Origin of the sequence: Sphingopyxis macrogoltabida, from assembly GCF_001307295.1 — a bacterium.
GTDB classification, from domain to species: domain Bacteria; phylum Pseudomonadota; class Alphaproteobacteria; order Sphingomonadales; family Sphingomonadaceae; genus Sphingopyxis; species Sphingopyxis macrogoltabida_B.
Map to the genome: position 1 here is coordinate 3,363,174 of NZ_CP012700.1, position 11,896 is coordinate 3,375,069.

An 11,896-nucleotide genomic window follows, 5' to 3' on the forward strand; every position below is an offset into this window, starting at 1 on the left:
CCATTTATGTTGCATCGCGAAAAGCGAAAATATCTACGCCTGTGATCGAATTTTTCGATTGATGCCGAAAATCGCTGCTCAGACCGCGATCGCCGTGCCGCCCGCGACTTTCTTTTGCGAGACCAGCACGATGACGAGGCCCGCGACCGCCATCACCGCCCCCGCGATCGACACCGCCGGGAAACCGAGGCCGAGGCCGATCACCCCGCCGCCAACCGCCGCGCCGATCGCATTGCCGAGATTGAAGGCGCCGATATTGACCGCGGAGGCCAGATTCGGCGCGTCCGACGCCGCTTCCATCACCCGCATCTGCAGCGGCGGGACGATGGCAAAGGTCGCGATCCCCCAGAAGAAGATGGTGACAGCAGCGGCAAGCGGCTCGAACATCGCGGCGGCGAAGATCAGCAGCGTCACGGCAAGCCCGGCGAGCGAGACGATCAGCGTCCGGTCGATCGACCGGTCGGCGAACACGCCGCCCAGCCAGTTACCGAACGTCAGGCCGAGGCCATAGATCACCAGCATCGCGGTGACATGCAGCGTGCTGATGCCGGTCGCCTCCTTCAGGATCGGCGCGATATAGGTGAAGACGGTGAACATCGCCGCCGATCCGATGGCGGTCAGCGCCAGCGCGACGAGCACCTCGCGGCGCCGGAACACGCCGAGTTCGGCGCGCATGTCGCCGCCCGCCGGTTGCGGCGTATCGGGCAGCGCGAACCACAGCGCGGCCATGGTGACCAGCCCCCAGACCGCAATGCCGCCGAACGCGGTACGCCAGCCGAAGCTCTCGCCGATCCATGGCGCGAGCGGAACGCCGATCACATTGGCGAGCGTCAGCCCCATGAACATCGCCGCCACCGCGCTCGCGCGCTTTTCGGGCGCCACAATGCTCGCCGCGACGACCGATCCGACCCCGAAGAAGGCGCCATGGTTGAACGAGGTAATGACCCGCGCGACCATCAATGTCGTATAATCGGCGGCGATCGCCGACAGGAAGTTGCCGAGAGTGAAGATGCCCATCAGTGCGATCAGCAAAGTGCGCCGCTTCATCCGCGCGGTGGTCAGCGTCATCAGCGGCGCGCCGAGCATGACGCCGAGCGCATAAGCCGAGACGAGCAGCCCGGCGGCGGGGATCGAAACCCCCAGCCCCTCGGCCATGTCGGGAAGCAGCCCCATCGGGGCGAATTCGGTGATGCCGATGCCGAAGGCTCCGGTCGCCAGCGCCAGCAGCGGGAAATTGAGTTTCATACGTCCACCCTTTCGGTTACGAATTGGAGGCATAAATGGATTGGACGCATCGCCGGAATTAGAGGGATGTTGCGCGAAGGATTTTTGAATTGAACGCAAAGATGAACGAAGGCGGCGATCGCGCCCGGGCGATGGAAATCTTTGTCGCGGTAATCGACAAGGGCAGCTTTTCGGCCGCCGGCCGCCTCCTCGGCCTGACACCGTCGGCGGTCAGCCGGACGATCGACCGGATCGAGGCGCGGCTCGGCGCCCGGCTGCTGCTCCGTTCGACCCGCGCGCTCGCGATGACCGCCGACGGCGAGGCCTATTATCACGCCGCGCGCCGCATCCTCGCCGACCTTGCCGAGGTCGAACAGGCGATCGGCGAGCAAGCGGCACCGCGCGGGCGGCTGCGCGTCAGCACCACGCTGTCCTATGGCCGCACCCGGATCGTGCCGCTGCTCGGCGAATTCCTCGACCTTTATCCCGGCATCTTGGTCGACATCAGCCTGACCGACACGGTGATCGACCTCGTCGAGGAGCGCGCCGACGTCGCGATCCGCATCGGGCCGCTGCCCGACAGCCCGCTGATCGCGCGGCGGCTGGGCGAAAGCGACCGCGTCGTCATCGCATCGCCCGCCTATCTGGCACGCCGCGGCACGCCAGCCGAGCCCGAGGAACTGCTCGCCCACCGCTGCCTCGGCTTCAATTTCCGCCGCCGCCAGCCGTGGTGGCCGTTCGCGCGTGCGGGCCAGGTCTTCGAGCTCCCGATCGCGCCCGCGGTCGAAGCGAATAACGGCGATACCGTCGTCCAGCTCGCCATCGACGGGGTCGGCATCGCCCGTGTCGGCCGCTTCAACGTCGCCGACGCGCTCGCCGACGGCCGCCTCGTCGAACTGCTCGCCGATTATAACCCCGGCGATATCGAGCCCTTTCACGCCCTGTTCCTCGGCGGCTCGACCTTGCCGGCGCGCGTTCGCGTTTTCATCGACTTCCTCGCCGAACGGCTCGCGTCCTGACCTTGGGGGCGCGACTGAAACAGGTCGAAACCGGCGCCGCGAAGGTCTATCGCTATACGCAATGGCTGAGTCGCGTTCGTCCCCTGCCCCCGGCGGCAGCGATTATGTCTTCAAACCCCACGAGCGCCCGTTCATGCCGGGCTCGCCCGCGTCGCCCGACCATCCGGTGCGGCGCAAGGTCGCCTATTTCCTGATCGGCGTTTTCCTCGCGATCGTCGGCGGTTTCCAGAACGGGATGCTGATCGCCAATCTCACCGCTTTGCAGGGGCATCTCGACCTGACCCCGGTCGATGCCGGCTGGGTCACCGTCGCCTATAATATGACCAACGCGTGCATGAGCATCCTGCTCTACAAGTCGCGCCAGCAATTCGGCATCCAGCGCTTCGTCCGCGCGATGATGCTCGCGCTGTTGCTCGCCAATTTTCTGCAGCTTTTCGACGCGGGCTACCGGATGGAGCTGATCGCGCGCGGCGTTTCGGGGATCGCGGCGAGCGGCCTCACCACGCTCGCCGCCTTCTATCTGATGCAGGGGCTGCCGCAGGAAAAGCGCATTGCGGGCTTCCTGCTCGCGATCGGGCTCACCCAGGTGGCGGTACCGCTGGCGCGCGCGATCTCGCCGCTGCTGCTCGCCGACGGCGACATCGCCAATCTGTTCGTGCTGCAATTCGCGATGTCGCTCGTCGCCTTCGGGCTCGTCAACATCCTCCATCTGCCCCCGGGCGAGACGATCCGCTCTTTCGAAAAGCTCGACCTCCTCACCTTCCCGATGCTCGCGACCGGGGTCGGGCTGCTCTGCGCCTTTCTGGTGCAGGGGCGCATCCAGTGGTGGTCGACGCCCTGGCTCGGCGGCGCACTCGCCGCATCGGTGGTGCTCATCGGCACCGCCTTTCTGATCGAGCATAACCGCAAGAACCCGATGCTCCAGACGCGCTGGATGGGCAGCCGCGATCTCGTCAAATTCGCCCTCACCGGCGCGCTGGTGCGCGTGCTGACGTCGGAGCAAAATTTCGGCGCGACCGGCCTTCTGTCGTCGATCGGCCTCGTCAACGACCAGCTCGTTTCCTATTATAGCGTGCTCGCGGCAGCAACGCTCGCCGGCGCGCTGCTGTCGATCGTCACGCTCAACCCGATGGACCTCCGCCGCCAGACGCTCATATCGCTCGCGGTGATCGCGATCGGCGCCTTTCTCGACACCCATTCGGGGTTGCGCACCGGTCCGATGAACCTTTATTTCTCGCAGGCCGCAATCGCCTTTGCCGCGGTCTATTTCATGGGGCCGATGCTGATGGAGGGGCTGCTCCGCGCGCTGACCAAGGGACCATCCTATTTGGTCAGCTTCGTCGCGGTGTTCGGGCTGTCGCAGACGCTCGGCGGCCTTGCGGGGGTTGCGGCGCTGTCGGCCTTCCACACGCTGCGCACCAAGTCGCATCTGATGACGCTCGGCCAGAGCCTGTCGCCGGGCAACCCCGACGTCGCGCAGGGCATCGCGTCGCTCGCGAACGGCCTGACGGGGACGATGACCGATCCGGCGCTGCGCAGCGCCAGCGCGGGGGCGCAGGTCGTACGCGAAGCGGCGCGCGAGGCGGCGATCCTTGCTTTCAACGACACCTTCTTCGTCATCGGCGCGCTGTCGGCGCTTGCCTTTGCCGTCATGTTCGTGCGCTGGCTCTACGATCGCCGGCGCGGCTTCAATCCACTCGCCGCCGAACTCGAGGCGCTTCAGAAGATGAGGGCGGGAAACCAATGAACGACGTGCCTGAGAAAAACGACGCAGCCACGGCGAAGCCCACGAAGCCCGCGCCGGCGCCAGCGAAACCGGTGCCGCCGCCCGAACCCGCCGCCGCGCCCGCGGAGGAAAGCGACGAAGGCTGGAAGCCGCCGCGCTCGCGCGGCCGGATCATCCTGTTCGGTTCGCTGATCCTCGTCGGCGCGCTCGCCATTCTCTATGCATGGGGCCTGCCGCCGTTCAGGCCGTCGAGCCAGACCACCGACAACGCCTATGTCCGCGGCCAGACGACGATCATCGCGCCGCAGGTCGGCGGCTATGTCACCGCGGTGCTGGTGCAGGATTTCCAGCGCGTGAAAGCGGGCGAGGTCCTCGCGCGGATCGACGACCGAATCTATCGCCAGCGCGTCGCGCAGGGGACCGCGAACATCGCCGCGCAATCGGCCTCGCTCGACAACAGCGAACAGAGCCGCCGCTCGGCGGAGGCGCAGATCGCGCTGCAGGAGGCGTCGGTTGCCAACGCGCGCGCGCAGCTCGCGCGGGCGCAGGCCGACATGCGCCGCGTCGGCGAACTGGTCGATGCCGGATCGGTGTCGCTGCGCGAGCGCGACCAGACGCTCGCCGCGCTCCGCCAGGCCGAAGCCGCGGTGCGCCAGGCCGAGGCGCAGCGCCAGATCGCGGTCGAACAGCTCCGCTCGGTCGGGGTCGGGCGCGGCGGACTGCAGGCGGGGGTCGAGAATGCGAAGGCGGCGCGCGGCCTCGCCGACATCGACCTTGAAAACACCGTCATCCGCGCCCCACGCGACGGCAAGCTCAGCGAAGTGACGGTGCGCGTCGGCCAGCTCGTCAATCCGGGCACCCAGCTCATGTACCTCGTCCCCGAGCGCCACTGGGTCGTCGCCAATTTCAAGGAAGCACAGACCGCAAAGATCCGCGTCGGCCAGCGCGCCACCCTGCGTGTCGACGCGCTCGGCGGCGCCAAGCTTTCGGGCCATGTCGAAAGCGTCGCACCGGCGGCGGGGAGCGAATTCAGCGTGATCAAGCCCGACACCGGATCGGGCAATTTCGTCAAGGTACCGCAACGGATCGCGGTGCGCATTCGCATCGACAAGGACCAGCAACTTGCCGCGCGATTGGGGCCCGGCATGTCGGTGATCGCAACCGTGCACACCGGGGCCGAGTGATGGGCTTCGCGCGTCCGGCCCTGCTCCTGCCGCTGCTCCTCGCGGGTTGCATGCCCGCGCTGACCCCGCGCCCCGAGGCGAGCCATATCGCCCCGCCTGCCGACTGGCGCACCGCCATGCCGGCAACGGCGGCAAGCGAGCGCGACTGGTGGGTCGGTTTCGGCGACTCGCAACTGACGGCGCTGGTCGAACAGGCGCGCGCGAACAACGCCGACCTTGCCATCGCCGCGGCGCGCGTCGCCGAAGCGCGGGCGCAGGAACGCGTCGCGCGGTCGCTGTTGATGCCGACGTTGAGCGCGAACGCGCCGAGCGCCGAGCAGCGCGCGCTCAACCCCTTCGGCGTCGCCACCGAAAGCTTCGCCGCGCAGCCCGCCTTTCAGGCAGCCTATGAAATCGACCTGTTCGGGCGCAATGCGGCGCAGGTCGAGGCCGCGCGCGCCAATGCGGCGGCGGTCGCGGCGGCGCGCGAGACGGCGACGCTGTCGGTGAGCGCTGCGACCGCCAGCAGCTATATCACCCTGCTCGCGCTCGACGCGCGGCGCGAATTGCTGCGCCAGACCATGGCATCGCGCGGCGAGGCACTGCGCATCGCGCGCGATCGCGCCGAGGCCGGCTATACGTCGCAGCTCGAACTGCGGCAGGCCGAAGCCGAATATCGCGCCGCCGAGCAGCAGATTCCGGCGATCGAGGCCGCGATCGCGCGGCAGGAAAATGCCCTGTCGCAGCTCGTCGGCGATACGCCGCACGCCATCACGCGCGGGCAGGATTTCGACGCGCTTGCGCGGCCGGCGGTGCCCGGGGTACTGCCGTCCGATCTCGTCCGCCGCCGTCCCGACATCGCGCAGGCCGAATATGCGCTCGCCGCGACCGACGCCAATCTCCGCGTCGCGCGCGCCCAATTCCTGCCGCAGGTCCGTCTGTCGGCGTCGGCGGGCGCCGTCATCTCGTCCGCGCTGCCCGATCCGGTGAGTATCTGGTCGATCGGCGGCAGCATATTGGCGCCCTTGTTCCAGGGCGGCCGGTTGCAGGGCCAGTATGACGCCGCGACCGCACAGCGCGATCAGGCCGCCTTCGCCTATCGCCGCGCCGTGCTCACCGCCTTTCGCGAGGTCGAGGACCAGCTCGCGGTGATCGACCGCTCGGGCGTGCAGGAGCAGGCGCTGCTCGCCCAGCGCGCCGCGGTCGCCGACGCGCTGCGCCATGCGACCAACCGCTACCGCGCCGGCTATTCGCCCTATCTCGAACAGATCGACGCGCAGCGCGCTCTGCTCGCGGTCGACCTCGCGCTGATCCAGCTCCGCACCGACCGCCTCACCGCCTATGTCGCGCTCTATCAGGCGCTTGGCGGCGGCGGTTCAGACGCCAACGCGTCGCCGCGCTGATGCCGGCGCTGGCGCTCGACCCGTCCGTTGCGCCGCCCCGCAGCATTCCCCTGCCCGCGCGCCTGCGCGTCGAATTGCTCTACGCCGTGCGCCACCACCGGCGCCTCCGCCTCGCGGCGCCGCGCCGCTTCACCGAGCTGGTCCAATGGCGCAAGCTCCACGACCGTTCGCCGGCCCAGACCGAGTTGATGGATAAGCTCGCGGCCAAGCGGATCGCCACCGCGCAGCTCGGCGAGGACTGGATCGTCCCGACGCTCTGGACCGGCACCGAATTGCCGCCCACCATACCGTTCGCGTTCCCTGCGATCCTCAAAGCGCGGCACGGCTGCAATCAATATGCCGTGCTGTGCACCGCCCCCGGCGCCCGCCAATGGCGCCGCATCCGGCGCACCGCCGACCGCTGGCAACGCGCGGCCTATGGCGGCTGGCTCGACGAATGGGCGTATCGCGACGTCCCCCGCGGCCTGCTTGCCGAGCCGCTGCTCGGCGGCCGCCTGCCCTTGCCGGTGGACTACAAGATCTACGTCTTCGGCGGCGTCGCGACGCATGTGCAGGTCCATCTCGGCCGCGGCGAGCAGCATCGCTGGATTTTGCATGACCGCGATTGGCGCCAGCTCGTCCCGGCGCGCGACTGCCCCGCCCCGCCGCCTTCGCTCGCCGCCATGCTCGCTGCCGCCGAAACGCTCGCGCGCGGCACCAGCTTCCTGCGCGTCGATTTCTACGACATCGCAGGGCGGCCCTATTTCGGCGAATTCTGCCTCTATCCCGGTTCGGGGCTCGACCCCTTTGCCGCCGACTGGATCGATGTCGAACTGGGTGCGCTCTGGCTGGCAGCGCTGGCCAGCGTGCCGGGCCCTAGATGAAGCTCTTTTCCGGTACGAGCGCCGCAGCCAGCGCCCCGAGCCCGGCGCCCAGCGCCGCAATATCGTCATCGCTCCGCGACCCCGCAAAGATCGAAGCCGACAGGCAAAAGCCCGGCGCCACGCCGGCAATCCCGACCGCGACCGTACACACCCCACGATGGGCAAAGCCGTCGTCGATCGCGAAGCCCCGCCCGGCCGCCTCGCGCACCTGCGCGCCATAGGTTTCGAACGCCAGATCGGCCTGCCAGCGAACCGGCGCGAAGCGGCGGGCAAGTTCAATATCGTCAACGCCCTGCATCGCCGCGAGCGCGCGACCGACCGCACCGCCGCCGAGCGGCTGGCGCTGATCGTCGGCAAGGTGGAGGCGCATCCCGGCATCGCTTTCCGCCCGCGCGATCAGCCGCGTCCGCTCGCGCGACACCATTTTCCACAGCCCGACCGCGGCATCGAAGGACTGCGCGAACCGCACCATCAGCGGCCGCGCGCGCTCGACCAACCGCCCCGCATCGCCGTCGCGCAGGACATCGAGCCCCGCCCACGCCGGGGCGAGGCGGTAGGTTTTCGTCCGCGCATCGCGCTCGACCGCGCCCTCACTCGCCAGCGTCTTGAGTAGATTGAGGCAGCTCGACGGGCTCAGCCCCACCATCCGGCCGACTTCGGACAGCGACAGCGGGCTCGTCTCGGCGAGGAGGCGCAGGATGGCGAGCGCTTGCGATACGGAACGGACGGGACCGGTCATGCCGTTTAATAGTTTTCATACACATAAAAAGCAATTCCGAATATTGAATATTAGCCGCGATGCGCCTATCGGCCTATGACTAGATTAGGAGGCCGACATGAGCAGTCCCAACCCCGGCATGGACGCCGATGTCTTTGAGCAGTTCATCGAACAGTTGCAGCGTTATGTCCGCGAACGGCTGCTCCCCGCCGAACAGACGATCATCGAGACCGACGCGATCCCCGCCGACATCCTGTCCGAAATGCGCGAGATGGGCCTGTTCGGGCTGACGATGGCCGAGGAATATGGCGGTTCGGGAATGAACGTCAGCCAATATGTCCGCACCATCCACACGCTCAGCTATGCGATGCCGGCCTTCCGCTCGATCATCTCGATCAACCTCGGCATGTTCGCCTCGGCGCTGAAGAATGGCGGGACCGAGGCGCAGAAGGCCGAATGGCTGCCGCGCGTCGCGGCGGGCGAGATTGCCGCTTTCGGGTTGACCGAACCCGGCTCCGGGTCGGACTCGGCGGGGCTGCAGACGACGGCAGTGCAGACCGACAACGGCTGGGTGCTCAACGGCACCAAGCGCTACATCACCAATTCGCCCTTCGCGAAGGTCGCGCTGATCATGGCGCGGACAAGCAAGGAGAACCTTCCCAAAAACGCCCATGTCTCGGCCTTCATCGTGCCGATGGACACGCCGGGGGTGACGGTCGGCAAGTCGGACAAGAAGATGGGCCAGTCGGGCAGCCATATCGCCGACATCATCATGGAGGATGTGCGCGTCGGCGGCGAGGCGCTGCTCGGCGGCGAACTCGGCAAGGGCTTTGCCTATGCGATGATGAGCCTCGACAACGGCCGCATGTCGGTCGGCGCCGCCGCCACCGCCTATGCCCGCCGCGCGCTCGACAGCGCCGTGCGCTACGCGACCGAGCGCAAGGCGTTCGGCGAACCGATCGCGAATTTCCAGTTGATCCAGCAGATGCTCGCGCAGAGCGAAATCGACATCTACGCCGCCGAATGCATGATGGAGGATGTCACCCGCCGCGCCGACGCGGGCGAGAATGTCCTGCGCAAGGCCGCGGCGTTCAAGGTATTCGCGTCCGAGATGTGCGGCCGCGTCGTCGATGCGTGCGTGCAGGTCTATGGCGGTGCGGGCTATCTCGCCGAATATGACGCCGAGCGTTTCTTCCGCGATGCCCGCATCTATCGCATCTACGAAGGCACGACGCAGATCCTCCAGCTCCAGATCGCCAAGCATATGCTGCGCGAATTTGCGGCGGCGAACTAATGTATTCCTTGCTGTCCGGACTGTCGGTGATCGAGGCGTCGTCCTTCGTCGCCTCGCCCACGGCCGGGCTCTATTGCGCGCAGTTCGGCGCCGAGGTGATCCGCGTCGACCAGATCGGCGGCGGCCCCGATTCCCGGCGCTGGCCGGTGACCGCCGAGAACAACTCGCTCTATTGGGAAAATCTCAACCGCGCCAAAAAGTCGGTCGCGCTCGACCTCGGCCGGCCCGAGGGACGCGAACTGCTGCAGGAGTTGGTGCGCGCAACGGGCCAGTTCATTACCAACTTTCCGGTCGACGGATTCCTGTCGCACGAAAAGCTGGCGGCCAGCCGCCCCGATCTCATCACGGTGCGCGTGATGGGCTGGGCCGATGGTTCGCCCGCGCTCGACTACACGGTGAATAACAGCGTCGGCTATCCGATGCTCACCGGCGCGGGTCCCGAACCGGTCAATCATGTCCTCCCCGCATGGGACTTGCTTACCGGCGCCTACGCCGCCTTCGCGCTGCTCGCGGCGATCCAGCGGCGGAGCGTCAGCGGCGAAGGCGGCGAGGTCCGCATTCCCCTCTCCGACGTCGCGATCGGCACCGTCGCCAATTTGGGCGGCATCGCCGAAGTGCTCTATTCGGGCGAGGACCGCCCGCGGCTCGGCAACGCCGTCTATGGCCTGTTCGGCCGCGATTTCGTGACGCGCGACGGCGAGCGGACGATGATCGTTGTCGTCACCCCGCGCCAATGGGCGAACCTGATCGCCGCACTGAATCTCGGCGATGCGATCGCCGCGATCGAGAGCGAACGCGGCGTGTCCTTCGCCAAGGACGACGGCCTCCGCTTCAACCACCGCGACGCGCTCTATCCGCTGTTCGAGAGGGCGGTCGCCGCGCGCGACCACGCCGACCTCGCCGCCGCCTTCGATGCGGGCGGGATCGTCCATTCGCCCTACCGGACGATGCACGACGCAGTGCAGGACCCGGCGCTCGTCGCGAACAACCCGATCTTCGGTGCGGTGGAGAACCCCAGCGGCTTCGCCTACCCAGCCGCAGGCGCCTTCTCGACCATTCCGCAAGCGGAGCGCGAACCGCCGCGCCCAGCGCCCCGCAACGGCCAGCACAGCGAAGAAGTGCTCGCTACCCGCCTGTCGCTATCCTCGGGCGAGATTGCCCGCCTGATCGAGGCCGGCATCGTCGGCACCGCCAACACCGGAGAATGAAATGACCCTGCGCCGCGCCGCCATCGTCGCCCCGATCCGCACCCCCGTCGGCAAGTTCGGCGGCGCGCTATCGTCGCTGACCGCCGGCGATCTCGGCGCCGTCATCCTGAAGGCGCTGATCGAACGCACGAAGATCGATCCCGCGCGAGTCGACGACGTCGTCTTTTCGCAAGGCTATGGCAATGGCGAGGCGCCGTGCATCGGCCACTGGTCATGGCTTGCCGCCGGGCTGCCGATCGAGGTCCCCGGCTACCAGCTCGACCGCCGCTGCGGCTCGGGGCTGCAGGCGATCGTCAACGCCGCAATGATGGTGCAGACCGGCATGTCCGACGTCGTCGTCGCGGGCGGCGTCGAATCGATGTCGAACGTCGAGCATTACAGCACCGATATCAGGAAAGGCGTGCGCGCGGGCAATCTCACCCTCCACGACCGCCTGACCCGCGGCCGCGTCATGTCACAGCCGGTCGAGCGCTTCGGCGTCATCGCCGGCATGATCGAGACCGCCGAAAATCTCGCCAGGGACTATGATATCAGCCGCGAAGCGTGCGACGCCTATGCCGTCCGCAGCCACCAGCGCGCCGCCGCCGCCTGGGCGAACGGGCTGTTCGACGACGAACTCGTCCCCGTGTCGGTGCCGCAGAAAAAGGGGGATCCCGTCGTTTTCGCGCACGACGAAGGCTATCGCGCCGACGCGACACTGGAATCGCTCGGCAAGCTCAAGCCCCTCGAAGGCGGCGTCGTCACCGCGGGCAACGCCAGCCAGCAGAACGACGCCGCCGCCGCGTGTCTTGTCGTCGCCGAGGACAAGCTGGGCGAACTCGGCCTGACGCCCATCGCCTGGTACCACAGCTCGGCGGCTGCCGGCTGCGACCCCAGCCGGATGGGCATCGGCCCGATCCCCGCGGTCGAACGGCTCTTTGCGCGGAGCGGCCTCGGCTGGAACGACATCGACCTCGTCGAACTCAACGAAGCCTTCGCGCCACAGGTGCTGGCCGTACTTAAAGGCTGGGGCTGGAGCGACGACGACAGCCGGGGCGACATCCTCAACGTCAACGGCTCGGGCATCTCGCTGGGCCATCCGATCGGCGCGACCGGCGGACGCATTCTCGCCAATCTGACGCGCGAACTGGTGCGCCGCGACGGCCGTTACGGCCTCGAGACGATGTGCATCGGTGGCGGCCAAGGCATCGCCGCAATCTTCGAGCGCGCGACTTGAACAAGCCCCCTCATCCTCGTCACCCCGGACTTGATCCGGAGTCCATTGCGGCGCCGTTGTCA

At 67.8% G+C, this 11,896-nt stretch carries 10 protein-coding genes; 8 read left to right on the plus strand and 2 right to left on the minus strand.

What is annotated here, in order from left to right; translation table 11 throughout:
• Positions 1-78: 78 nt before the first annotated feature.
• Positions 79-1,245, minus strand: a complete 1,167-nt coding sequence (locus AN936_RS15615; RefSeq protein WP_054588912.1) for an MFS transporter — start codon at positions 1,243-1,245, stop codon at positions 79-81.
• Between the two features lie 89 nt (positions 1,246-1,334).
• On the opposite strand from AN936_RS15615, the gene AN936_RS15620 reads away from it, so the two are divergent.
• The 5 genes from AN936_RS15620 (at position 1,335) to AN936_RS15640 (ending at position 7,398) form a co-directional block, all read left to right on the plus strand.
• Complete coding sequence (locus AN936_RS15620; RefSeq protein WP_054588913.1) at positions 1,335-2,243, plus strand: LysR family transcriptional regulator; 909 nt, start codon at positions 1,335-1,337, stop codon at positions 2,241-2,243.
• A 61-nt stretch (positions 2,244-2,304) separates the two neighbouring features.
• A complete protein-coding gene (locus AN936_RS15625; protein ID WP_054588914.1) occupies positions 2,305-3,990 on the plus strand; it encodes an MFS transporter in 1,686 nt (561 codons plus the stop codon).
• The gene (locus AN936_RS15630) at positions 3,987-5,153 is read left to right on the plus strand and encodes an HlyD family secretion protein (protein WP_054588915.1); all 1,167 of its coding nucleotides are present in this window, start codon (positions 3,987-3,989) and stop codon (positions 5,151-5,153) included. The genes AN936_RS15625 and AN936_RS15630 overlap by 4 nt, the downstream gene beginning before the upstream one ends.
• Entirely contained in the window at positions 5,153-6,535 is a 1,383-nt protein-coding gene (locus AN936_RS15635; RefSeq protein ID WP_054588916.1) for an efflux transporter outer membrane subunit, read from the plus strand. The genes AN936_RS15630 and AN936_RS15635 overlap by 1 nt, the downstream gene beginning before the upstream one ends.
• On the plus strand, positions 6,535-7,398 hold the full coding sequence (locus tag AN936_RS15640) for an ATP-grasp fold amidoligase family protein (protein ID WP_084758430.1): 864 nt from the start codon (positions 6,535-6,537) through the stop codon (positions 7,396-7,398). Before AN936_RS15635 ends, AN936_RS15640 begins: the two co-directional genes overlap by 1 nt.
• Here the strand turns inward: AN936_RS15640 and AN936_RS15645 are convergent.
• A complete protein-coding gene (locus tag AN936_RS15645) occupies positions 7,391-8,137 on the minus strand; it encodes an IclR family transcriptional regulator (protein WP_054588917.1) in 747 nt (248 codons plus the stop codon). The two genes, AN936_RS15640 and AN936_RS15645, sit on opposite strands and share 8 nt — an antisense overlap.
• A gap of 97 nt (positions 8,138-8,234) precedes the next feature.
• Here AN936_RS15645 and AN936_RS15650 point away from each other — a divergent pair, with 97 nt between their 5' ends.
• The 3 genes from AN936_RS15650 to AN936_RS15660 are packed head-to-tail and all read left to right on the plus strand — an operon-like array spanning position 8,235 to position 11,834.
• Positions 8,235-9,410, plus strand: a complete 1,176-nt coding sequence (locus tag AN936_RS15650) for an acyl-CoA dehydrogenase family protein (RefSeq protein WP_084758432.1) — start codon at positions 8,235-8,237, stop codon at positions 9,408-9,410.
• Positions 9,410-10,618, plus strand: coding sequence for a CoA transferase (locus AN936_RS15655; RefSeq protein WP_054588919.1), 1,209 nt, complete (start codon positions 9,410-9,412; stop codon positions 10,616-10,618). The genes AN936_RS15650 and AN936_RS15655 overlap by 1 nt, the downstream gene beginning before the upstream one ends.
• A 1-nt stretch (position 10,619) precedes the next feature.
• Positions 10,620-11,834 (plus strand): acetyl-CoA C-acetyltransferase, encoded by a 1,215-nt coding sequence (locus tag AN936_RS15660; protein WP_054588920.1) that lies wholly within the window; start codon positions 10,620-10,622, stop codon positions 11,832-11,834.
• The last annotated feature ends 62 nt before the right edge of the window (positions 11,835-11,896 follow it).

What these genes read in the sequence shown, in the direction of transcription:
- AN936_RS15615 (WP_054588912.1), bottom strand. Translation starts at nt 1,245, where the DNA reads ATGAAACTCAATTTCCCGCTGCTGGCGCTGGCGACCGGAGCCTTCGGC.
- AN936_RS15625 (WP_054588914.1), top strand. Translation starts at nt 2,305, where the DNA reads ATGGCTGAGTCGCGTTCGTCCCCTGCCCCCGGCGGCAGCGATTATGTC.
- AN936_RS15630 (WP_054588915.1), top strand. Translation starts at nt 3,987, where the DNA reads ATGAACGACGTGCCTGAGAAAAACGACGCAGCCACGGCGAAGCCCACG.
- AN936_RS15635 (WP_054588916.1), top strand. Translation starts at nt 5,153, where the DNA reads ATGGGCTTCGCGCGTCCGGCCCTGCTCCTGCCGCTGCTCCTCGCGGGT.
- AN936_RS15640 (WP_084758430.1), top strand. Translation starts at nt 6,535, where the DNA reads ATGCCGGCGCTGGCGCTCGACCCGTCCGTTGCGCCGCCCCGCAGCATT.
- AN936_RS15645 (WP_054588917.1), bottom strand. Translation starts at nt 8,137, where the DNA reads ATGACCGGTCCCGTCCGTTCCGTATCGCAAGCGCTCGCCATCCTGCGC.
- AN936_RS15650 (WP_084758432.1), top strand. Translation starts at nt 8,235, where the DNA reads ATGAGCAGTCCCAACCCCGGCATGGACGCCGATGTCTTTGAGCAGTTC.
- AN936_RS15655 (WP_054588919.1), top strand. Translation starts at nt 9,410, where the DNA reads ATGTATTCCTTGCTGTCCGGACTGTCGGTGATCGAGGCGTCGTCCTTC.
- AN936_RS15660 (WP_054588920.1), top strand. Translation starts at nt 10,620, where the DNA reads ATGACCCTGCGCCGCGCCGCCATCGTCGCCCCGATCCGCACCCCCGTC.